General features: G+C 35.1%; 16 protein-coding genes. 1 reads left to right on the top strand and 15 read right to left on the bottom strand.

Annotated elements, in window-relative coordinates:
* Position 1: 1 nt before the first annotated feature.
* Entirely contained in the window at positions 2 to 2,494 is a 2,493-nt protein-coding gene (locus tag M0R16_07265) for an OmpA family protein (protein ID MCK9612686.1), read from the bottom strand.
* Between the two features lie 198 nt (positions 2,495 to 2,692).
* Complete coding sequence (secDF, locus tag M0R16_07260; protein ID MCK9612685.1) at positions 2,693 to 5,818, bottom strand: protein translocase subunit SecDF; 3,126 nt, start codon at positions 5,816 to 5,818, stop codon at positions 2,693 to 2,695.
* A gap of 174 nt (positions 5,819 to 5,992) precedes the next feature.
* Here secDF and M0R16_07255 point away from each other — a divergent pair, with 174 nt between their 5' ends.
* Positions 5,993 to 8,293, top strand: a complete 2,301-nt coding sequence (locus tag M0R16_07255) for a T9SS type A sorting domain-containing protein (GenBank protein ID MCK9612684.1) — start codon at positions 5,993 to 5,995, stop codon at positions 8,291 to 8,293.
* 1 nt (position 8,294) lies between these two features.
* Here M0R16_07255 and M0R16_07250 read toward each other — a convergent pair whose 3' ends face one another.
* The 13 genes from M0R16_07250 to M0R16_07190 form a co-directional block, all read right to left on the bottom strand.
* On the bottom strand, positions 8,295 to 9,014 hold the full coding sequence (locus tag M0R16_07250) for a TIGR00730 family Rossman fold protein (protein MCK9612683.1): 720 nt from the start codon (positions 9,012 to 9,014) through the stop codon (positions 8,295 to 8,297).
* Positions 9,015 to 9,026: 12 nt separating this feature from the next.
* The gene (uvrA, locus tag M0R16_07245) at positions 9,027 to 11,921 is read right to left on the bottom strand and encodes an excinuclease ABC subunit UvrA (protein MCK9612682.1); all 2,895 of its coding nucleotides are present in this window, start codon (positions 11,919 to 11,921) and stop codon (positions 9,027 to 9,029) included.
* A gap of 17 nt (positions 11,922 to 11,938) precedes the next feature.
* Positions 11,939 to 12,955, bottom strand: coding sequence for a lytic transglycosylase domain-containing protein (locus tag M0R16_07240; GenBank protein ID MCK9612681.1), 1,017 nt, complete (start codon positions 12,953 to 12,955; stop codon positions 11,939 to 11,941).
* The gene (locus tag M0R16_07235; GenBank protein ID MCK9612680.1) at positions 12,942 to 14,030 is read right to left on the bottom strand and encodes an undecaprenyl/decaprenyl-phosphate alpha-N-acetylglucosaminyl 1-phosphate transferase; all 1,089 of its coding nucleotides are present in this window, start codon (positions 14,028 to 14,030) and stop codon (positions 12,942 to 12,944) included. Before M0R16_07235 ends, M0R16_07240 begins: the two co-directional genes overlap by 14 nt.
* Before the next feature lie 41 nt (positions 14,031 to 14,071).
* Complete coding sequence (rfbC, locus tag M0R16_07230) at positions 14,072 to 14,614, bottom strand: dTDP-4-dehydrorhamnose 3,5-epimerase (GenBank protein MCK9612679.1); 543 nt, start codon at positions 14,612 to 14,614, stop codon at positions 14,072 to 14,074.
* The gene (locus tag M0R16_07225) at positions 14,611 to 17,088 is read right to left on the bottom strand and encodes a polysaccharide biosynthesis tyrosine autokinase (GenBank protein MCK9612678.1); all 2,478 of its coding nucleotides are present in this window, start codon (positions 17,086 to 17,088) and stop codon (positions 14,611 to 14,613) included. Before M0R16_07225 ends, rfbC begins: the two co-directional genes overlap by 4 nt.
* Before the next feature lie 5 nt (positions 17,089 to 17,093).
* Complete coding sequence (locus tag M0R16_07220) at positions 17,094 to 17,837, bottom strand: polysaccharide biosynthesis/export family protein (protein MCK9612677.1); 744 nt, start codon at positions 17,835 to 17,837, stop codon at positions 17,094 to 17,096.
* A 33-nt stretch (positions 17,838 to 17,870) separates the two neighbouring features.
* Entirely contained in the window at positions 17,871 to 19,064 is a 1,194-nt protein-coding gene (locus M0R16_07215) for a glycosyltransferase (GenBank protein ID MCK9612676.1), read from the bottom strand.
* Positions 19,065 to 19,077: 13 nt separating this feature from the next.
* On the bottom strand, positions 19,078 to 20,970 hold the full coding sequence (gene asnB / locus M0R16_07210; protein MCK9612675.1) for an asparagine synthase (glutamine-hydrolyzing): 1,893 nt from the start codon (positions 20,968 to 20,970) through the stop codon (positions 19,078 to 19,080).
* Positions 20,971 to 20,979: 9 nt separating this feature from the next.
* Positions 20,980 to 22,371, bottom strand: a complete 1,392-nt coding sequence (gene lpdA, locus M0R16_07205) for a dihydrolipoyl dehydrogenase (protein MCK9612674.1) — start codon at positions 22,369 to 22,371, stop codon at positions 20,980 to 20,982.
* Positions 22,372 to 22,474: 103 nt separating this feature from the next.
* Positions 22,475 to 23,533: an ATP-binding cassette domain-containing protein gene (locus M0R16_07200; GenBank protein ID MCK9612673.1), complete on the bottom strand. Its 1,059-nt coding sequence runs from the start codon at positions 23,531 to 23,533 to the stop codon at positions 22,475 to 22,477.
* Positions 23,526 to 24,320: an ABC transporter permease gene (locus M0R16_07195; GenBank protein ID MCK9612672.1), complete on the bottom strand. Its 795-nt coding sequence runs from the start codon at positions 24,318 to 24,320 to the stop codon at positions 23,526 to 23,528. The genes M0R16_07200 and M0R16_07195 overlap by 8 nt, the downstream gene beginning before the upstream one ends.
* 7 nt (positions 24,321 to 24,327) lie before the next feature.
* Positions 24,328 to 25,395 carry a hypothetical protein gene (locus M0R16_07190; protein ID MCK9612671.1) on the bottom strand — a complete coding sequence of 356 codons (1,068 nt, stop codon included), beginning with the start codon at positions 25,393 to 25,395 and terminating at the stop codon, positions 24,328 to 24,330.
* Positions 25,396 to 25,400 lie beyond the last annotated feature (5 nt).

Genomic DNA, 25,400 nt, shown 5'->3' with positions numbered 1-25,400 from the left:
TTTATTCAAAAATAAGCTGTCTTTTTTCATCATCAATGTTATACTCTCCAAATTTTGAAAGCACTTTGGAACCTAATACTACATTGGGGACTAAGTCTTTCACAACTACCGCTTCTAAATTGGTTTGAACTTTTTTTCCTATATTTATTTTTTTGAGGTTTATTATTGAATTTGGCTTAATCGAACCATCTTCACTAAATGCGTTGTCTTTGTCTTTAAAGTCAGATTTAGTAACGCGGTAATCGGTTAATAACTGCATGATAAGTGATTCAGCTATTTGAAGTTCTTCTTCCGCAGCATCGTATTTAAAATCAGAGGATATACCATTAATAACACAACGAGCTTCGAAAGTTCCGCTTCCGCTTGGTAAAATCGTAACAATATTGTCCATTGGGTTTATCATAATCTGAACATTATTGCCTAAACTGTCAGTGGATTCAGGTGGTGTAAAATCTTCACTCAAAACAATAAATTCGGTACGTCTGTTGAGTTGGTGTGCAGCTTCTTTTTCGCATGTTGTTTTTAATGTTTTGATATAAGCTTCTGTCAGGACAGTTCCTTTCGGAAAGAAAAATGGTTTGTCCTTACATGCAGGATACTTCTGCGGGTCAAGAATGATAGTTTTGTCTTGTTCCAGAACACGTGGACGGTTTGCACCATAACCCTTTGCAAAAACTCTTGCCGGATGGATACCATTTGAATCAACTATATAATCTACAGCAGATTTTGCCCTTCGTTGTGAAAGTGTGTCGTTGGTCATTGGAATGGGCCTTATATCCGTGTGTGATGACAATTCAATCACCCAGCGTGGGTTATCAGTAAGAATATTTACCAACCATTTTAAAGAATCTTTAGCTTGTGGTGTCAGGTACCATTGCGCAATTGGGTACAAGATATCTGGCAGAACAACAGGCTCTCTGGGTATGGGTACAAGGTTAAAATCATGAATCAGGTCTTTGCTGTGTTTAAGTCCAACAGTAGTTTCGCGCCCCTTTGCAGCAATATATTTATCTTTAGATACTGTGAGTTCATAAGTTGTATTTTCAAGAATCTGCGTTTTGCCAAACTGATATGTCCCAGTGGCATCGGTAGTAGCTTCGACACTGGTACCATCTGATCCTTCTAATTTAACAGTTGCATCGGCAATTATCTGCTTAGTACTGTCATCCCTAACGACTCCCTGTAATGTAAATACCAACGGTGGTAAGTAGAAATAATAAATATCGTCGAACCCTCTTCCGCCTTTGCGGTTTGACGATAAAAACCCTTCGTTTTTATCTCCTTTTAAAATGATACCAAAATCATCTCCTGCTGAATTTAAAGGGTATTTTAGGTTTTCGGGTTTTGTCCATTTTTCATTTTTAAATTCTGATTTAAAAATATCAAGCCCTCCAAGGCCAAGATGTTCATATCCATTTGAAGAAAAATATAGCGTTCCGTTTTCACTAAGGTAAGGGAACATTTCATCACCAGCCGTATTGATAACCGGGCCTAAATTTACAGGTTTGTCAAAAGGTTTTGTTTTTTTTGTTCGTTTTGCCATCCATATATCTTTCCCTCCATATCCACCTTGTATATCTGCAGCAAAATATATTACCATTTCATCGTCACTAAGAGTGGGATGCCCATGATGTATGCTCATATCCTCTGCTAACTTCAATGTATCAGCAGGTGCCCATCCTCTTCCCTGTTTTTTAGAAAAATATATCTGGCAACCCATTTTCTCTTTCTTTACTACCGGGCATCTAGTAAAATATATCACATTAGCTTTCTTATTAAGCCAGGGTGTTCCTTCATTCACATCTGTATTAATATTTTCATCAGCAGGTAAGGGCTCACTCCAGGCACCTTTCTTATCGAGAGTTGTAACATATATATCAGAAAAACTCTGACCTGTCCATCCGTCAGTTACTTTCCCTGTTGAGCCTTCCCTTGTAGAAGTAAAAAGTATGGCTTTATAATTCTTATCAGCCCAGTATGGTGAAAAATCTGATTGTTTGCTGTTGAATTTTTTAACATTTTCAATAACATATCTGGTTGGGTCTTCTTTCCATTTAATTGAATATTCACATGATTCGGCACCATACCCGCCACGCGGATCATTGGGAACAAGTTTTTTGTATTCATTGTAAGCAACCAGAGCTTCTGCATATTGCTCATCGGCTTTCAATGCATCGGCAAGATAAAGCTGGGCTATAGGGTCGGGGTAATTAGCCTTCACAACCCTTGTGTACCAGTTAATAGCTTGTTTATAATTGTTTGTTTTACGGTAACACTCAGCCAAACGAAACAAGACTCTTGCTTTTTCCGGTTTATTTCCTTTAATGCGGTTGTAAGCCTGTTTATATAAGTCAATGGCTACAGAATACTGTTCCGTATCAAATGCTTTATCTGCATCTGCAGAATAATTTCGCTGTGCAAATGCCGTATTACCTTGTGATAATAAAAAACATAATAAAACCGCAATTCCTAATTGGTATATCTTCTGATTCATACTTAAAATATTAAACCCTAAATTAATTACGTTTGCTAATTTAAATAATTATTTAATACTAACTAAAGAACATTTTTAAATATTTTTTTTATAAATTTTTAAAACAACTGTAAATCAGCTATTTGATAAATTTTTTATTATTAAAAGAACGTTGAAAAAAATTTCAAAAATTAAATTAAGATACAAAACACTAATACGTTATTTTTTTGCCTGAAGTTTCAAAGCTTTCTTTTCTTTGCGCCTTTTATTCATCTGAATAAAATCGTAAGCGATAGGAGTAGCATTAAAAATTGAAGAGTAAGTTCCTACTGCAATACCAACAAGCAAGGCAAAAATAAAGCCTCTGATCATTTCACCACCTAAGATGAACATGGCAAGCAAAGTAATTAATGTGGTGCCTGAGGTGTTAATTGTTCTTCCCAACGTACTGTTCATAGCAGCATTCATATTCTCTTTCATTTCGCGTTTTGGGTAAAGGGCCATATACTCCCTGATCCTGTCGAAAATGATTACCGTATCATTAATTGAATATCCTATTATAGTAAGGACCGCCGCAATAAATGCCTGGTCAATCTCCATTCCGAAGGGTAAAATACCCCAAAACAAAGAAAACATAGAAATTACGATCAATGTATCATGAGTGAGCGATATGACACCTCCTAAACCAAACTGCCATTTTTTGAAACGGATGGCGATATAAACGAACATGACAAACAGGGCGATGACGATAGCATAAACAGAAGAGAGTTTAATATCATCAGCGATGGTCGGCCCTACTTTCTGGGAACTCATTTTTCCTAATAGTTTTCCTTGTTTATCGGAAAGAAATTCATCGATACCTATAGGATTTGTATAAACACCTTTTAATCCCTCGTAAAGCCTGGATTCAACAATTGAATCCGATGCATCGTCATTATTATGGATCAAATATTTGGTCGTGATCTTAACCTGATTATTGGGTCCGAAGGTTTTTACTTCGGGGGCTTCGCCAAAAGGTGTTGCCAGCGATTCACGGATATCAGTTGTCTTCACGTCTTTATCGAAACGTACCACATAAGTACGTCCGCCGGTAAAATCAATTCCCCAGCTCATTCCACGAACAAACAATGAGATAATTCCGATGACTATTATACTCAACGATACTATATATAATTTTTTACGAAGTCCTAAAAAGTTGATCTTTGTTTTCGTAAAAGCATTTATCGTAAATTTATTTCCAAATTTGATGGTTTTGTTTCTGCTGATCATTCCTTCAAAAATCAATCTTGAAATGAAGATAGAGGTAAATAATGATGTGATAATACCAATAATAAGTGTAGTTGCAAACCCCTGAATCGGGCCAGTCCCAAAAATGAATAATACAATACCGGTCAATATTGTGGTAACATTACCGTCGATAATCGCAGAATAGGCATGTTTATACCCGTCTGCCACGGCAAGCTTCAATCCCTTGCCTGCCCGGACCTCCTCTTTAATGCGCTCATAAATAATTACGTTGGCATCAACCGCCATCCCCATCGTAAGTACAATACCGGCAATACCAGGCAAGGTTAAGGTTGCTCCCAGCGACGCCAGAACTCCTAAAAGGAAGAAAATATTAACCAATAAAGCAGAGTCTGCAACCAGACCGGCGGTATTGTAAAATAAAACCATGTACAACAACACCAGAACAAAAGCAATTATAAATGACATCAAACCGGCGTTAATGGCTTCCTTACCAAGTGAAGGCCCCACAACGGCTTCCTCAACAATTTTTGTAGGAGCCGGTAGTTTGCCTGCTTTAAGAATATTTGCAAGGTCTTTGGCTTCCTCCAAGGTAAAATTTCCTGTAATTGAAGACTGTCCATTAGGTATTTCCCCCTGAACTGTAGGAAACGAATAAACAACATTGTCCAGAACAATAGCAATTGATTTTCCAATGTTGTTTGCTGTCAGGTTTTTCCATATAGTTGCTCCTTCAGAATTCATGCTCATAGATATCTGGTTGCCCTGCTGCTGATCAATATCCTGGCGGGCATCCACAATAACATCACCGCTGAGCGATGCCGTACCATCACGAGAGGTCTTCAAAGCAATTAATTGATGTAATGTTTCTTTTTCATCAACCGGCTTCACCGTCCACATAAACCGAAGCTCCCTTGGAAATATCATTTGTATCTGAGGGTTTCGCAACATATTCATAACCTTTGCGGTATCGAAGGCCTGACAATAACCTACAACAGGCCCCCTGTTAGGGAAATAATTTCCTTTCTCGTCCTGTACCAAAGCAGGTTGTAAATAGGCAGTAAGAGGGTGCTCTTTTGCATACTCTTCAAAAGATTGCTGCATTTGTTCGGCCGAATCCCTGATAGTATCACTTTCTTCAATCCCTGCCAAAGCAGTATCTTTTATTATATCCCCTTTTACGTTTTCTTCTGTTGTTTCTTCCATGACATTGACACTGTCCTTGACAGCGTTGGTGTCAACAACAGTCAGTAATGAAACCAGTTTTTTGTCGGCTTCAGCAATGAAATTATAAACTTCTTTATATTCATATGTTTCCCAGAATTCAAGTTTAGCTGTACCCTGAATAAGTTTCCTTACACGTTCGGGATCCTTAATGCCGGGAAGTTCTATAAGAATTCTCCCCGAACCTGCCAAAAGCTGAATATTGGGCTGAGCAACGCCAAAGCGGTCAATACGTGTGCGAAGAATATTAAATGTTCTTTCTACAGCGCCATCTGTTTCGTCACGAATAATTTTAATAACGTCTTCATCTGTTGTATTGAAATTTATTCTGTCTTTTAAACCAACTATAAAAAATGAAGCCAATTTGGCATTGGAAGTATTATTCTTCTTAAAAGCAGCATCAAACAATGTAACAAAGTCACTTGAGCTGTTTTTTTGCATCTCAATGGCTTCGTCCATAACTTTATTGAAAAAAGGATCCTTGCTATTACCTGATAATGACCTGATAATATCGGGTAAGGAAACCTCAAGGGTAACATTCATACCTCCTTTTAAGTCAAGCCCAAGGTTAACTTCACGTGCTTTACAGTCTTTGTATGTATATTTACGAAGCCATAAAAAATTAAAAACCTCTTCTTTCGACATAGAGTCAAGATAATATTGTTCTCTTTTTCGGGTAATGGAATCATAATAATAGCGTTCCATTTCGGGAATACCCTTCGAAAGTGCTTTGGCAAGGCTGTCGTTATCTCCGCTTATAGCATATTCTTTAGCATCCTTTTCAACCATCCGTGTACATAAAGTAAATGACAATTGAAACACACATACCAACGCGATTAAAATCGCAAGAAACCTGAAAACTCCTTTATTTTGCATATCTTACAATATATTTAAATGATACACTTTTTTTTGAAGCTGCAAAGATAGAATTTCCTTTATAAATAACCAATGATATTATAAAAAGTTTATTGAAAAAAATGACATACATTTAAACAAGGCATTGATACTTATTGATTACCTTTGTTATTCAGAGATAAAAAACAAAGGATAATGACAAAACTTTTAAGTTGTTATTTGTTGATTTTTAATGTTTTAGCATCCATTACAGTTTATTCTCAGGAACTATATGATTATAACTTTTTTCGAAATCAATCTGTTATTGTATCCGATACAAATGAGGATGATCTTAGATTTGCCTGGGGAGGAGGTTTAAATTCATGCCATTTATCAAATATTGATTGTAACAATGATGGGATTGACGACCTTGTAATATTTGATAAAAGCGGTAACCGCCTGCTGACATATATTAATGATGGAATACCTGACAGTATTAGTTATTCCTTTGAACCTTATTATCAGAAATTTTTTCCTGAAGTACAATCTTGGGTAAATTTTATTGATTACGATGGAGACGGGAAAAAAGACCTTTTCACTTATGTTCCCGGGGGGATAAAAGTTTATAAAAACATTTCCGACACATCATTAAAATTCCAGATGCTTTATCCAATGATTAATTCTGACTGGGGCGGAGGGAGTGTGTCAAATATCACGGTAACGAATGATGATTATCCGGCCTTTTACGATATTGATAATGACAACGATATAGATATTCTTACGTTTTTTGGATTAGGTACTTTTCTTCAAATGCATAGAAATATGTCACAAGAATTATACGGAAATTCTGATACCCTGATTTATGAACTATATGATTTTTGCTGGGGTAACTTTTCTGAAGGTGTTGATAATAATGATATTTCTCTTAATATCAATTGCCCGAGAGCATCTGATAGTTTGCAGTTCTACAAATCAACTCGGCATACCGGCTCAACTATGCTAGCTGCCGACTTAAACAACGACCAACTGACAGATTTAATTTTAGGAGATGTTGACTATTTTAATTTGATTTTACTTACAAACGGGGGTACAACAGATTCAGCCCACATGGTTAGTATGGACACTCTTTTCCCGTCAAACACAGTTCCGGTACTTTTTAATTCTTTCCCCGTTCCCAGCTACATTGACATTAACAATGATGACAAAAAAGACATTGTTGTTTCTCCTTTCACATCAGTATTTGCATTAGCAGAAAGCCATCAAAGCATGTGGTATTACGAAAACACCGGAAGTGCATCAAGTCCAGTGTTTAGTTTTAACAAACCTGATGTTTTTCAGGGGGAAATGATTGATTTTAGCACAGGTTCATACCCTGTTATTTATGACTATAATAATGATGGATTAATGGATGTAATTATAGGAAATTACGGCTATCTTGATTCTTCTTATTATAACTTTGGATATCTTTATTCGGAGTTCAGATCACAAATTGCTGTACTTGAAAATATTGGCACTGCAACTATACCACAATTCAAAATTGCAACTACTGACTATGCAAATCTCGCACAACTAAAACTTATTGGACTTGTCCCTTCATTCCACGACCTTGATAATGACGGAGATATTGATATGATATGCGGCCAATCAAACGGGACTTTAATCTATTTTGAAAATATTTCCGGTGCAGGCAATTTACCGGCTTACGACAATCCTGTTTACAACTTTCAGGCAATTGATGTCGGGGAGTTTTCAACCCCGCAGTTTTTTGACTTAAATAATGACAACCTTATTGACCTTTGTGTTGGAAAAAAGAGTGGTTATATTTCCTATTATCAAAATACAGGGACATTAAATAATCCCATTTTCACGAAAATAACAGATACACTTGGAAAGGTTAATGTTGTTGACCCTTATGTTTCTTACACCGGCCATAGCGTACCCTGTTTCTTCAGGGACTCTGATATAATTAAACTTTTTGTTGCTTCCGAGTCAGGTAAAATATTTTATTTCAAAGATATTGAATCAAACCTTACCGGGAAATTCACTGCCTCTGATTCTATTTTAATGCAAAGTGATAAAGATTCAACAGCGCTAATTATTTGCGATGGAATGCGTTCCGGAGTGTGTGTTTATGACTTTAATAATGATGGGTATAAAGATATGATAATCGGAAACTTTGCAGGAGGCCTAACATATTATTCCGGTATAAAATCAAATATTTACAACTCAATACACAAACCTTATGAATCCCCGGAAATTATCTTAAATATTTTTCCCAACCCTGCTAAAGACAAACTTTATTTAAATATTGACGATAAAAATTTTAAAACAATTTTCCTGCAGATTTATAATATAATTGGCAACAAAGTAATGGAACAAGAAATACCCATTAAAACTCAAACAGAAATTGATATCAGAAATCTTTCAAACGGTTATTACTTATTAAAATTTTATTTAACCGGAAATGGACAAACCCGATACGAAAACAGAGCACAAAAATTTGTAATATTAAAGTAGTTTAGAAGTTAGGTTTCAGACTATACTGTTTATAAAAATCATCAATAACCTTCACTGCTTCGTCGGCTGTATCAACAATATTAAATAAATCAAGGTCTTCTTTACTGATATTTCCGGCTGATAAAGCTTTATCTTTCATCCAATGAATGAGTCCCTGCCAATATTCTTTTACTACTAAAACAACAGGAAAATTAACTAATTTTTGAGTTTGTATAAGGGTAATAGCTTCAAAAAACTCATCAAGAGTTCCAAAGCCGCCGGGCATCACAACAAATCCCTGTGCATATTTTATAAACATTACTTTTCTTACAAAAAAATAATCAAACATAAGGCACTTATCGGGATTAATAAATGCGTTAGCCTCCTGCTCAAAGGGCAGCATAATATTCAATCCTACTGATTTCCCTCGATTCATATAAGCTCCCTTATTTGCGGCTTCCATTATTCCTGGGCCACCACCGGTAATTATTCCAAATCCCAGCTTTGAAAGCTTAAGTGATATTTCCTGAGCAAGGAGATAGTGTTTGTCGTCCGATTGAGTGCGTGCTGAGCCGAAAATAGTAACACATGGGCCTATTTTTGTGAGTTTTTCAAAGGCACTGACAAATTCCGACATCACCTTAAAAATCTGCCAGGAATCGTTAATTTTTACTTCATTCCAATCTTTTGGTTTATAAGCTTCTTTAAACTGTTCTTCTTCTTTATCAGTGAATTTTCGCATACTCTTTTCTTTTTATAACTGATTTGACTTGTTTTTATTATTTACCAGAACTTGTTTTAAAAATTTTGCTGTATAACTTTGTTTGCACTTTATAATGGATTCCGGAGTGCCTTCACATACAACCATGCCACCCCTGTCACCACCTTCCGGGCCTAAGTCAATAATGTAATCGGCAACTTTAATCACATCCATGTTGTGTTCAATTACAATTACAGTGTTTCCCTTATTGACAAGTATTTGTAATACTTCCAGCAGCACATTCGTATCTTCAAAATGCAAACCTGTTGTTGGCTCATCAAGAATATACAAAGTGCGACCTGTATCTTTTTTAGATAACTCGGTCGCTAATTTCACTCTTTGCGCCTCTCCTCCCGAAAGAGTTGTTGATTGCTGTCCCAGTTTTATATATCCCAACCCAACATCTTTAAGAGTTTTGATTTTATTGAGTATTGATGGTATATGTAAAAAAAACTCTACTGCCTCATCAATATTCATATCAAGCACATCGCTGATTGATTTACCTTTGTATTTAATCTCCAGTGTTTCACGGCTATATCTTTTACCATTACATGCTTCACAAGGGACAAAAACATCAGGCAAAAAGTTCATTTCTATTAATTTCATTCCTGCACCACCACATGTTTCACACCTTCCTCCTTTCACATTAAACGAAAAGCGCCCCGGCAAGTAACCTCTGATTTTTGCTTCGGGTAGCTGAACAAATAATTTCCTGATTTCATCAAAAACACCTGTATATGTTGCAGGATTAGAACGTGGGGTTCTTCCTATCGGAGACTGGTCAATTTCAACAACTTTGTCAATAAATTTTAAACCCTCTATCTTTTCGTATTCCAAAGATTTTTTCTCTGAACGATAAAAATACCTGCTTAGTGCAGGATAAAGAGTCTGGTTTATCAAAGAAGATTTGCCACTGCCGGAAACACCTGTAATACAAATGAATGTTTCTAATGGAAAAGAAACCGTAAGTTCTTTCAGATTGTTTCCTTTAGCCCCAATAATCTTTAATTCGTTTCCCGACCCCTTTCGTCTTTGCAAGGGTATTTTTATATCCTTTTTTCCGTTAAGGTATTGTGAAGTCAGGCTTTCTGTTTTTATAATAGTTTCAATATCTCCGTAAGTTACAATTTTGCCTCCGTTCACTCCTCCACCAGGTCCAATATCTATTACATAATCTGCAGAGAAAATCATATCCCTATCGTGTTCGACAACAATAATGGAATTGCCAATATCACGCAATTCTTTCAGGGCAGATATCAGCTTGTGGTTATCGCGCTGATGCAGCCCAATGCTTGGTTCATCCAATACATACAACACATTAACTAGCTGAGAACTTATTTGTGTTGCTAGTCTGATACGTTGAGATTCACCTCCTGATAAAGATGCTGCAGCCCTATTTAGTGTAAGATAATCTAACCCAAGTTCAAGAAGAAATATCAACCTGTCTTGTATTTCACGAACAATTTCATTTGCTATTTTGTACTTTAAGGGGTCAAGAGAGAGGTTTAATTGATTAAGCCATTGTGATAATGCAAGCAGGTCAAAATTTGCAAGTTCAGAAATATTCTTATTATTGACCCTGAAATGAAGAGATTCTTTTTTCAGGCGCGCTCCATGACATTCAGGGCATATAATTTTATTCATAAAACTTCCTGCCCATTTTTTTATTGCTTTTGATGATGAATCACTATTTTGATTTATTATAAAATTAACTACCCCCTCAAAATTCATTTTATAAGGAGAAGTAACGCCCAGATATTCATTTTTCACAGTGTATAGTTCGTCGGTTCCATAAAGTATTATATTAATAGCTTTTTCTGAAAAATCCCGCAAAGGGGTGTCCAAAGTAAAATCATAGCTTTTCCCGATAGCTTCCAGTTGGTGAAATATCCAGGAGCTTTTATACACTCCTACAGGTGCTATACCTCCGGAGCGAATGGATTTGGAATAGTCAGGGATTATCTTATTAATATCCGCTTCCAGAATTTCTCCCAACCCGGTACACTTAGGACATGCTCCATAAGGTGAGTTAAAAGAAAATGAATTTGGCTCGGGTTCATCATATGAGATACCGCTTGCAGGACACATCAACATTCTGCTTAAATGTTTTGCCTCATTCATAACAGGTTCATATACTACAAGGCTGTTGCGCCCAATTTTCAGAGCAGCCTGGACAGAATTTGATAAGCGGGTTTCATTGCCTCGCTTTACTATAATATTATCAATAACTATTTCAATATCGTGCATTTTATAGCGGTCAAGCTGCATTCCCTGCGTCAGGTCTTTTATAATTCCGTCAACTCTCACTTTTACAAATCCAAGTTTTCTTATCTGTTCGAATAGTTCACGATAATGACCTTTACGCCCTTTGATTTTGGGAGCAAGTAAAAAAATATTTTTATTTAAATAATCATCAGAAATTTTACTGATTATTTGTTGCTCACTATACCTGACCATTTTTTCACCGGTTATGAAAGAATATGCATCGGCAGTTCTTGCAAACAACAACCTTAAAAAATCATATATCTCAGTAATTGTTCCGACTGTTGATCTTGGATTCCTGTTGGATGATTTCTGTTCAATAGCAATAACAGGGCTTAAACCTGTGATCTTATCCACATCCGGCCTTTCAATATTTCCTATAAACTGCCTGATATAATTCGAAAATGTCTCCAGATAGCGTCTTTGCCCTTCAGCATATATTGTATCAAAAGCTAGTGATGACTTTCCGCTTCCGCTTAACCCGGTAATAACTACCAGTTTGTTTCGAGGAATAACAACATCTACATTACGTAAGTTATGTACCCTTGCCCCATAAACACAAAGTTCTGATTCGTTCTCCAAATCTGGTTCTTTTACAACATTATCATTCTGCTGCCAGACTTCCATATACAATTAAATATTTCTTAGTGGATTTCGTTAATTTTCAATGTATCATTGAACAAGTTATCATCCGGAGATGATTCGATTTTAAATAAAGGTAAGCTTTCATAACCTACAACAGGGAATTTAATGTTGTACGTTTTTTTATTTTTATTTGTCAGAGAGTATTTTAATATCCAGGGATTAAATTCTTTAAGGATTCTATAATTTGATTTGTTTATTATTGCAAACTCAGCCCAATTAGTAATAGAAGTATCAACTATAACAGTATAAGTTTTTATTTCAGGATAGAAATCTTTTTCACGTAAATAAAAGCCATAAGCAACCGGAGATTCATAAATAAGTTTAACGGCAAGAATCCTATAAATGTAGCGTTGGGTTTCTTTATTTAAATATAAATCATAATAATTATCTGATTTCTGCGATTTTATAACAGAGGCCAGCCCTTCTGCCCCCATATTATACGATGCCGCTGCCAAGGTCCAGTTTCCGAACTTCTGATAGGATGCCTTAAGATATTTACAAGCAGCTAAAGTTGATTTTTCGAGGTGATAGCGTTCATCAATTTCAGCGTTCACTTCCAATCCGTACATCTGAGCTGTTGTTTTCATGATTTGCCAAAAGCCCTTGGCACCAGCAGGAGAAACAATATTTTCGAATCCACTTTCAATTAGAGCAAGATATCTGAAATCAGATGGGACATGGTTAAATTTCAAAATTGAATCAATCACAGGAAAATACCTGTAAGCTCTTTTAAACATAAGCAAGGTGTTTGAATGCCAGTATGTATTAACCAGCAGTTCCCTGTCCAATGATTCCCTGACATAAAATTTATCAACAGGTACGGTTTCACCGCAGAAATTCATTTTTCCCGGAATTTTTATACTAAATATTTTATCAAACCTCCTATATGCTTCATAATATAACTCATCAGAAGTTTTGTTATTATTTTTTTGAATTGAGTTAACAAATAACCAGATAATAACTATTAATAGACTCAGGGATAGGAGAAAAATAGAAATGCGCTTAAGACGAACCATCAGATTTATGCTTATTGATGTTAGCAATATAAAATAAAACCGAAAATAAAATCACAAAATATGCCATGAATAAAACTGTATATAAATGTTTCCAATCAACAATATTTAAACATAGCAACCCAAGCGAAATTGAAACAAAAGATAAAATGACATATATTACTGCAACTTTTTTTTCTGAAAAACCAAGATATGATAAATGATGCGTTGTATGGTCTTTCCCTCCAACAAATGGCGACTTCCCTTTTAAAATTCTTTTAATTGAAACAGTTGCAGTGTCTATTAGAGGTAAAGTAAAAAAAAGTACAACAGCACAAATTTGTTTTGTAGGAATTTCATCCATATTAACTTCCCTATGGTTCCAGATAAAAATAATACTAAAAGTAGCAAGTAGTACTCCCAGAAACTGGCTACCTGTATCACCCATGAACATTTTGGAAGGCGGCCAGTTATAAAAAAGAAAACCTATCAACGAAGATATTACTCCAATAATAAGTATATTCAGGCTGTCATAGACACTATTTAAAATTATATTTTCAATAAAAATTCCAGTAAAAATAAAAACAGCAACTACAGAGGAAATTGCATCCATATTGTCAAGCATATTAATAGAATTCATTATGCCTACTACCCATAAAATAGTTAAGATATAATTCAAGAAGTCATTCTGAAAAATGCTGATATATGTGCCTGAAAAAATTAGTATAATCCCGCATAATATTTGTGAAAAAAGTTTAATTAAAACTTTTGTGTTATATGCATCGTCAAATAAACCCATAATAAAACCTAAGGTGGTGGCCAGAATTATTCCCAGAATCGAAATGTTGTGAAATAATGCGTTTTTTTGGAAAAAAAACGACAGCGCAATAATAGATAATAGAAAAATTATATAGAATGAAATACCACCAAAAGATGGCTTATCGGCAGTACTCCATCTATTCAGATTATCCGCTTTATTACGCGTACCTAAAGTTTTAGAGAATTTTATCAGTATCCTGTTTATCAATAATGAAAAAAACAGAGAAACAATAAAAAACAGGGAATACGCAACTAACGAATATATATCTTCTGAACTCAATTATGATAAATTCTGTGTGCAAAGATATATATAAAAATCAGTTAAAAAGGAGAATTAAATAATTTAAATTGAATTCCTTTCTTGTCGCGTTCAGATAAAATAGGGTCCGAAATATTCCACTTAAAATTAATATCAGGGTCGTCCCACGAAATAATCACTTCAGCATCTTTATTATACAGTCCTGTGCATTTGTAGAAAAAAATCGTATCATCTTCCAGGGTAAGAAAAGCATGAGCAAAACCCGGGGGTATCCATAACATCTGTTTATTATTCTCTGATAATACAAAAGCAACATTTTTACCATAACTGGGAGATTTTTTTCTCAAATCAACTGCCACATCAAGTACCGATCCTTTTATTACCCGAACCAATTTCCCCTGTTCATAAGGTGGCCGCTGAAAATGAAAACCCCTTAAAACATTCTTCCCAGACAAAGATTGGTTATCCTGAACAAATTCTTCATAAATACCCAAGTCTTTGAATTTATTAGAATTAAATGATTCAAAAAAATAACCTCTGCTGTCTTCATAAACATCAGGTTCTATTAATATTATATCCTGAATATTCGTCAGAATTTTTCTCATTTGCGATGTTGCTTTCCGAATTGATAACCCTTTTTAAATAATCTTGAAATCCAGTTTGTAATAGACTTTTTGTTTCTATTCTCAGAGCTTTCATCTTCAATTCCATAACCATAACCATAACCAAAACCATAACCATAACTAGAACCCTTAACTTTTGAACTGTATTTCATACCATATGACGAGCCTATAGGTTCAACAGCATTTAATACAAGAGAGATGTTTTTGAGTTTACTATCTTCAGCAAGGCGCTCCAAATCTAATACGTAAAACTTCTTGGAATAATCAGCTTTAAACACATAGATTGGATAATCAGCAATTGACATAGCTTTAATCCCATCTGTAACCAGCCCGATTGGAGGATTATCAATTAAGACATAATCATACTTAGTCTTAAGGTAACTTAACACCTCATCCGTTCTTTTGCTAAAGATTAATTCCGAAGGATTTGGAGGTACAGGGCCGGCAGTAATAAAATCGAGGTTTGCCAAGCTACTTTGAATAATACAATCATCAATATTGTGTTTGTTTGAAAGTATTGTACTTATTCCTTTGGTATTAACAACATTAAATCCAATATGAATCTTAGGTTTGCGTAAATCGAAATCAAGCACAATTACTTTTTTCTCTGAAAAAGCAATTACACCTGCCAGGTTTATAATTACAAAAGTTTTTCCCTCTCCTGATACAGTCGAAGACATTGCAATAACTTTAGGACCTTCCTCGTTTTTCAAAAAGTGCAAATTAGTTCTAATAGAGCGTAATGCTTCGGCAATAATAGATTTTGGATGTTTATCAACAATAAGTTGGGATTCAGGAATTGAATCTATATATTTTGGGACAATACCTATCACAGGAATGTCTGTATATTTATATATATCATATAGTGTTAAAATATTGTTGAACAAAACATACCTCACAATAATTATCCCCAAACCAAGAAATAATGATGCAAAAACTGCGATTAAATAAATATTCTTTTTAATAGGCTCAATAGGTTCTGTCGGTGTTGACGAGCGTTGCAATATAATATTCTGGGAAACATAACCCGCTTTTGCAATTGAATATTCAGCTTTTTTCCCAATTAATTGATTATAATAATTTTCATTTATTTGGTATATCCTTTCGAGGCTTGCCAGGTCAACAGTATTATAGTCGCTTGTTTTAAAATTCAACTTTCTTTCGTACATTAAAATTTTATCAGCAATTTCCGCTTTTCTTTTATTTATACTTCCGCTCACATAATCAATACTTTCGGTAATTAGCTTTTTTTGCATGTTTATCTGGTAATCAATCTCCTTTATCTGTCCGCTGTTTTCAGTAACATTGTAAAGCAATTTTTCTCTTTTTATTAATAATTCCTGTAATGTACTCAGTAATGTTGAAATGGAGCCTTTAAACTCACTTCCCGCTGTAATAGCGATGATGCGTGAAATATCATTATTAACCGAACTTTTTAAATTATTTTTAATTTCATCCAGTTTGCTTGCTTCCAATTCAAGAGAAACCATTTGATTTTGGTAGTCATTTAACCTTGAAGTAAATGTAGGTAATGGCCTGTTTACAATGGTATCAATATTATATTTTTTATTAAAATCAGCTATGTTTTCCTGAGATTTAACAAGAGTATCGTAAATAATATCCATTCTTTCATCAATATACCCTAGAATTTTTTCAACACTCTCCGCTTGTTTCTCAATATCATAACTTTGAAATTCTTCAGCAATGGTATTTACAATGGCATTTGCTTTTTCTGCACTTCTGTCTTTGTATTTTATCATTATGGTTTTAGCGGCATCATTAAGAATAGAAACATTTATGCGGGAGATAATATCTTGAGGAATGGCTTGTGGATTATTTATTATAAAGAAAAATTTGTCACCAGAGAGAAAACCTTCATTCACTTCAATTCTTTTATAATTTATATTCGATATATACAATTTAACCTCGTTAAGATTTAAAGTATCCGAAACTGAGAAGACTTTTTTTATAGTTTCATTATTTACATTTTTATAAACTATTTCGCATTTTGTTTGTTCAATAAAATTTATTTGAATAGGTGTATTATAAATACTTGAATTAATAACTTTTGCAAAAACTTTATAAGGAGAACTTGTATATTGTTCGTAATCTAAAACTGTACCCTTGCTAAAATAAGAAATTTCCAATGGAAGCTTATCAACAACTCTTTGTATAAATATAGCCGATTTAATAAGTTCCATTTTCTTTGGTAAGAAATTATCTTCTTCAGGAAAAATTGATGATGCTCCAAGTAACTTTGCTTCTTCGTTTTTGTTTATCTGTATGATAGCTTTGGCCTCATATACAGGCTGAGTGTAACGCAAATAAAGAAATGCAGCAATTAATGCAACAAGCAGAAATATTATAGGATAGAAAAAATTCCTCTTAAAAATAAAATAAAATAACTTTAAATCTATTTCATCATTAATGGTTGATATCTTTTTTTTCTTAGTCATAGTATTTACTTAACGAATAATTCGTATACTAAAATGAATGTAGATAATAAAGTCAGATAAGGTGCAAGTACATTTATGATTTTTTCTGGAATTTTATTCCTTGGCTGAACATAAATAATATCATTAGCCTGCACAATAAGATTTGCCTTTGTCATACCTTCAACTGTTGACAAATCAATAATATAAACTTTTGGATTTTTTAAATCACCCCTGATTAACTTTATTTTATGGGCTTTTCCATCGTTAATTCCTCCGGCTTTGGCAAGTGCTTCAAAAAGTGTAGTATTGGAGTTATCAAGTGTGACAACCATAGCCTGACTTCCCTGCCCACCAGGGAAAATTATTACTCTGTTATTTGTTACTTTTAACTGCACATAAGGGTTGTTAAAATATTTGGAATATCTCTCTTGAAGCAAATCTTCCGCCTGACGTAAAGTTAATCCGGCAATTTTAACCCTATCAAGAATAGGAAGTTTAACCTGGCCATCGAATTCAACCATAAAAGAAATGCCGCTTTGTAATTGTGAACCCGAACCTGATGAAACAGGGTCAATTACCTTTTCTCCATTATTTGAAAATATGACCATCTTTAATTCATCGTTTGGAGCAATTAAATATTCTTTTGAATTTAATGTATCTTGAAACTCACTCACGGGATATTTGCCCTGCCGCAACATCTGATACGGAGTAAATATCTTGCACCCTGAAATAAATAAAATGGTGATAAGTAAAAGCAACAGGCGTTTCATGTGTAAAATTTTACAAATTTAATAATTTCTTGCTTACTTGGTCACAGTAAGCAATTTATGATATAAATTCTGCATATCATTTACTAAACGTAAGTAACTGAATTTATTCTTTACAAAATCCCTGCTTTTTTGATTATATTTTATACGAAGTTCATCATTTTGCACAAGCATAAGCAATTTATTACAGAAATCATCAGGTTTCTTAACATCAGCAAGCCATGCTGTTTCATTCGGGATAATAATATTTTCAATACCACCTACGTTGGTAGAAACTATAGGTTTCCCTGCTGCCTGAGCTTCGATAAGGCTAACAGGAGTCCCTTCATTCAAAGATGTCAGCGTAATAATATCCATACCTGCATCAACATAATCAATGTCTTTAAGCCAAGAAGTAAAAGTAACATCAGCTTTTATTTTATTATACCTGAAATCAACATAACTCAAACTAAGGTCATGGCACATCCGTTCAATTTTCGCCCTGTCTACTCCGTCACCAACAATAAAAGCCCTGATTTTTTTATTACTTCTTGAGATAACATATTTTATCGCATTAATGAACAAAGGATGATTTTTTACTGGGACAACTCTTCCTATTATACCTATGGCTATTTCGTCATCATCAAGCAGATATTCATTTCTAAACTGAGTTCTTTTAACATCCATATTGTTCTCAAACTTATCAAGGTCAAAGCCAAGGGGAATAATTTCAATTTTATGTTCCGGGCATATTTTATACTTGATTACAAGGTCGTATTTTTGTTGTTCGCTTAAAGCAATTATTTTTGTTGATTTTTCTGCAAGCTTACGTTCGATACACTGATATAATTTTGATTTCAACCCACTAAAATATGCATCAAAAATATGCCCATGGAAAGTATGTAAAATTACTGGGACATTCATAATATATGCGGCTCTTCTTCCTAAGGCTCCTGCTTTAGAAGCATGTGTATGAACTATATCAGGTTTAAACTCTCTTATTATTTCTTTAATTTTCTTAATAGCTATAGCATCCTGTATAGGGTTAATAGAACGATGCATTTCTGGGATAATAACTGGTATAATACCAAGGTTTCTTAAAATAAATTCCGAATTTTCTTCAGATTCGTCCTTAATGCCCCCGACCAGCAAAGTGTGAAACCCGGGTGACATATATTTTGTAAGATAGGATGCGTTGTATGTAGGGCCACCCAGATTAAATCGGTTAATAATTCTTAATACTCGGGGCATTTATAAAATAGCTTTATTTTGAAAAATATTTTTTCCACCAGTATTGAAATACCAGAAGTCCCCATATCTGTGCATGGACATCACCGGGATTTTTAGAATGTAAACGAGTTTTAAGTTTTTTTGTTTCAGTAAGTTCAAAAATATTCTGTGAAATAATAAACTCATCATTAAGCAGTTCGTCATTTATCAATGAAGATAATTCGTTACGAAACCATTTTAACAACGGAACTTCAAACCCATGTTTGGGACGATGGTAAATCTCTTCAGGCAAATCATTCCTAAAAGCATCCTGCAAAATTCTTTTTCTAACATTCCCTTGAATTTTATAATGTGCAGGCAAAGAAAAAATATAATTAACCAATTCATAATCCAGAAAGGGCGCTCGCACTTCCAGCGAATTTGCCATAGACATCATATCCACTTTTATCAGCATATCGTTCACCAGAATATGTTTCATGTCCGTATAAAAAACATCATTTATGCTACCTTTTTCGGCAATGTTATTCGTAATAGAGTCTTTTCTTTTTATGTATTCATTAAAATCTATTTCTGATTGCAATAATTTTTTTGCTTCATTTTCGGAAATAAAGGAACACCAGCGCCAGTAACGCTCTTTTTCGCTTAAATTCATACCCTCTGCATACTTTGCAATTTGCCTGATTTTATTAGTAAATAAACTATTTCTCGATTGAGGCAACAGTTTAATTAATGGGAATGTGTGCTTAAGCAAATTACCTAAAATGCCGACATTACGAATTCTCATTTCACCGGTATGCTTCATATAACCTCCAAAAAGCTCGTCAGCGCCATCCCCTGATAAAGCAACCGTAACGTGCTTGCGTGTTTCCCTGCTCAGCAAATACACTGCAATAGCCGAAGAATCGGCAAAGGGGTCATCCATATAATCAAGCACTTTAAATAAAACAGAAAATAAATCATCATTAGTTAATGAAAAAACAGTATGGTTTGTTTTTAGTTTATCAGCTACCAACCGGGCATAATAAGTTTCGTCAAAAAAGGGCTCATCTTTAAAGCCGATGGAATATGTATTTAAGTGTTTGGTAAATTTAGACGCAAGCGATACTATTACCGACGAATCAACACCTCCACTTAAAAAAGCGCCAAGTGGAACATCCGAAATCATTCTTTTTTCAACGGATTGATTTAACAAATCATAAACTTTTTTACAGGCATTTTGATAATTATCAGTGCATTCAATAAGCTTGTGTGAATATGGGATATGATAATATTGTTTCTGAAGAACTTTTCCGTTTTTTATAATAATATAATTTCCGGGCTCCAATTTTGTTACATTTCTAAGCATAGTATACCCAGTAGGAATATAATTCATTTGCAGAAATGAAAATAAAGATTCCATGTCAAGAAGCCGGGGGATATCCATCTCAAGCAGTCCTTTCATCTCTGATGCGAAACAAAATCTGTTCCTGTCTTGATATACCAGCAAAGGTTTTACTCCAAAACGGTCGCGGGCAATAAATACTGTATTCTCAAGCTTATCGTAAATAGCAAAAGCAAAAAAACCATTGACTTTTTCTAAACAGGCAGGACCTTCAAGTATGTATAAATATAGCAAAACTTCCGTATCGCTGTTTGATTTGAGTTCTATGCCCTTTTGCAGTAACTGTTCACGGTATTTATTAAAATTGTAAAATTCTCCATTGAAAATTATGGTGTATCTGCCACTCTTATCAGTAAATGGTTGTGAAGCTGCTTCTGATGTATCAATTACAGAAAGGCGGTTGTGACCAAAAGCTACGTTTTCGTCTGAGTAAATACCGCTTCGGTCGGGGCCACGGCTACACATAACGGCAACTACACCGTTGATTTTATTCAGGTGCTCTTTCCCTGCTTCGTTGAAAGCCACAATGCCTGAAATTCCGCACATTGGGTAGGATTAAATGTGAATTACTTCTCCGTAAGCTGCCGCCACTGCCTCCATCACTGCTTCCGACATTGTGGGATGCGGATGCACTGAAGATAAAATTTCGTGCACTGTTGTTCCCAAAGTTCGTGCCACCACAGCTTCTGCAATCATTTCAGTAACATTTTCACCTATGAAATGTGCTCCCAGCCACATCCCTGATTTGGCATCAAAAATAACCTTAATGAAGCCATCTCTGAAACCTGAAGCTGTTGCTTTTCCCGAGGCAGTGAAAGGAAATTTGCCCACCTTTATTTCGTGGCCAGCTTCAAGAGCTGCTTTTTCGGTTAACCCGACTGAAGCTATCTCGGGATAGGTGTAAGTACAGCCTGGAATATTGTTATAATCCATAGGTTTCACATCTTTTCCTGCTATTTTTTCAACACAGATGATGCCTTCGCGTGATGCCACATGCGCCAGCGCGGGGCCTTTCACGATATCACCGATGGCAAAGTAGCCTTCAACATTTGTACGGTAAAAATCATCAACCATTACTTTGCCTTTTTCCGCCCGAATACCACACTCCTCGAGTCCAATGCCTTCAATATTAGTGCTCACACCAACCGCAGAAAGCACAATTTCAGCTTCAACAGTTTCTTCACCTTTAGGAGTTTTAATCAACACTTTGCATAAATCTCCGCTGATATCAACATTTTCAACGGTTGAAGAAGTATATACTTTCATGCCGTTCTTTTTAAAACTACGCTCTAACTGCTTTGATACTTCTTCATCTTCAATAGGGACAATATTGGGAAGCATTTCAACCAATGTAACTTTTGTACCAATGGTATTATAGAAATGGGCAAACTCGGAACCAATGGCTCCCGAGCCAACAACAAGCAATGATTGTGGTTGTTTTTCCAATGTCATCGCTTTACGGTAACCTATTATTTTTTTGTTATCTATCGGAAGATTCGGCAATGTCCGTGAGCGTGCACCGGTTGCAATGATTATGTGAGCAGCTTCATAGGTTGTTATGTTTCCATTTGGATCAGTTACTTCAACTTTTTTATCCGGGAGGATTTTCCCTGTGCCTTGTATAACTTCAATTTTATTCTTTTTAAACAAAAACTGTATCCCTTTGCTCATATTTTCGGCAACAGTACGGCTTCGTTTCACTATAGCTTCAAAATCCGGCATAGGTTCGCCTGAAATTTTCACTCCGTAATCAGAAGCATGCCTAGCATAGTTAAAAACCTGTGCTGATTTCAACAATGCTTTTGTAGGTATGCACCCCCAGTTCAGGCAAATGCCACCTAATTCAGCCCTTTCAACAACAGCAACTGAAAATCCTAATTGAGCTGCTCTGATAGCGGCCACGTACCCTCCTGGGCCTGAGCCGATAATAATAATGTCGTATTTCATAAAAAACTCTTTGATTTAACTTTGACAAAAGTAGTAAATTAGGGTTAAAAAAGTTAATTGATTACAAAAGAACCCTTTCTGATATTTTTTGTCAAAATTTGATTTACGTTGTATCTCTTTTAACAGGAATTACAACTTCAGGCAGAATTTGAACCCGTATTTTGCCGCCAATATTAACAGATAAAAGTTTCATATCCTGTTTTTTCACTCTAACATAAAAATTAACTCCGGCATCAACAACCACGCTGTAGAATTCAGGTGACGGGAAAATGTCTGTAATTATTCCTTCAATGATATTTTCTTCAATATTTATGTCTTGGTTTGTAAATGAAATCTCATCCTCTCTTATAAAGAAAGGATTTCCCGGGGCACAATACTCTGATGAAAAAACAGATAATCCTTCCTTAATGCGTATTTTGTATAATTTGCCTGCATTTTGTATTTCATGACAAACAAAAAAGTTTCTTATTCCGGTCATTGCCGACACAAACTTGCTGTAGGGGTTTTTAAATATTTCTTCCGGCAAACCTAATTGCTCAATTTTCCCTGAATTTATTATTGCCAGGGTTCTGGCAAGAGAATATGCTTCATTATAATCATGAGTTACATGCATGATTGTTTTTCCGGAAGTATTTATTTGTTTTAACAACCTAATCATATCATATTGAAGCAAAACATCTAATGATGATAATGGTTCATCCAGCAATAAAATGTCGGGTTCCATAGCCAGCGTTCTTGCAAGAGCGACTCTTCTTTTTTCACCTCCTGAAAGGCCGTTTGACTGGCGCTCGAGAAGGTTTTCAATATTGACTGTCTCTGCCCATTTTATCACACGAGATTGAATTTCGGCTTTTGTTAAGCCTTTTCCATGCAAAGAATATGCAATATTTTTCGCAACATTTAAATGGGGGAAAATAGCACTATCCTGAAATACCAAGCCTACTCCACGCTTATTAGCTCTAATATTGGTTATATCCAATCCGTCAAGTATAATATTCCCTTTATCAGTGTTTCTGAGGCCAGCTATGATTTCAAGCAACATAGTTTTTCCGGCTCCGGAAACACCCAGCAAAACAAAATAATCGCCTTTTGAAACATTAAAAGAAATATCCTCCAAAACAAAATCACCAATACGTTTTGATATGTTTCTAAGTTCAAGCATTTTTTGTTTTACTTAATAGCCTTAAAATAATAAAGAATATCAATGAGACAATAATAAAAAGAACTGCAACAGGGCGGGCGTAACTCAACCCAAACGAGCCAAAGCGTTCATATATTAAAACCGGGGTAATCATGGGATGATACGCAACTATAACCACAGCGCCAAATTCACTCATTCCTCTTGCAAACATCATAATTAAACCCGAGACGATGCTTTTCCAAGCAAGGGGAAGTGAAATGCTGAAAAATATTCTTATTGGAGAAGCTCCCAAAATCTGGGCTGCTTTTTCATACCTGACAGGTACATTCATGAACCCATCCCTTGCAGCATTTATCAAAAAGGGGATGCTGACAAATGCCATTGCAACAGATATTCCTAATGGATGCCCAATCAGGTCAATACCAAAGACAGATGCCGATTTTCCTAAAAAAGTATCACGGGAGATAAATCCTAAAATGGCAATGCCTGCCGCAGAATGAGGTATAACAATAGGTAAATCAATAACACCAAGAACAACTCTTTTGAAACGAAATTCTCTGCGCGCCAACAAATATGCAAGAGGAATTGCTCCAATTGACGCAACCAATGTAGCCCCCATTGCAGTAAAAAGCGTTAGCCATATTGAATCGCGTACTTGTTTGTCCTGAGCAGTGTCAAAAAGTGAAGAAGCCGGCGTTGAAAAAAACATTCCTGCTATAGGAGCAATAATGAACAATAGAATTAAACTGCTCAGAAAAACAAGCAAAAGTCCAAAAGGTGATATTGATAAATACTTTTTGCCTGACATATTGATTTTACCAAAGTACGCAGCTTATTTCAGTTAATGCTTTCACGGCTCTGTCACTGAAAAAATCCATAGATGGATAAATCCTGAATACCGAACCATCTTCTTCGTCAAGCTTGGTAATTAAAAGCAATTCTGCCTGGTCATTTCTATTCATAACCTCACTGTATGAAAAAACACTCCTGTAACCATCTTTTGCCACAGCGAATATCAATCCTTTTTTTATTAATTCTTCACTTAAAGAGAAATTATCATGCAAAATATCTTTTACCATAACCCCTTTAAAAGGTTGCGTGCTGTGAATACCTCTGCCCTTTCCGTAAAATATTGCGGGATAATTCTGCATTACAATATTTTTGGGAGCATCTTTCAGTGTTAAAATTTCTTTTTCACCATCTGATATTTTAACTTCGGGGCTAAATAAAGGTTTCATCCCTTTTTGAGACACAATATCTGTCGGGTAAGAAATTATTTTAATTTTTGAAGGATTAGATATGTTTCTTGCCGTTATCAGGTCACTTCCTACAACAAGTTTTGTGTTTTCCGGCAAAGTCCATAACTCTTTCGTTTTACTTGGAACAATTCTCATGACATCCGTGGCAATGATAATTTCATGCCGGTGTATCGGGTAATAAATTTCCCCCCAACTTAACACTACTTTTTCTCCGGCATTGTTTTCAATTTCCACAAAGATGTCAATAATGGGAGAATATTCCTCCTTGTTTTTTTTATTCAATACTACTTCATTTAAAATATCGTATAAAGAATACCCGTCATAACGATATGCACCGACAAATGAATCGGCAGGCGTTTGAAACTTTGTTTCTTTAACAATAACACTGTGTTTTTTCAAATTTGAAAAATCAATAATGCGTGAATCTAATATCTCGCCTGTTACTTCAACTTTACGTTCACCTTTAAGTGCAATAGTTTCTGCATCATCATAAAAATCATTCGTTTTATCGGTACTGTCGTAAGAAACTTCAAGGGTTTCATTTTCACCAACAGGCCCAACTTTGGGCTGCCCGCAACCATAAAAGATTGCAACGGATAGCAACATAACCAAGCATGTTTTCATTTTTC

Source organism: Bacteroidales bacterium, from assembly GCA_023228145.1.
GTDB lineage: Bacteria > Bacteroidota > Bacteroidia > Bacteroidales > CAIWKO01 > CAIWKO01.
This window is presented reverse-complemented; position numbering and strand designations above follow the sequence as displayed.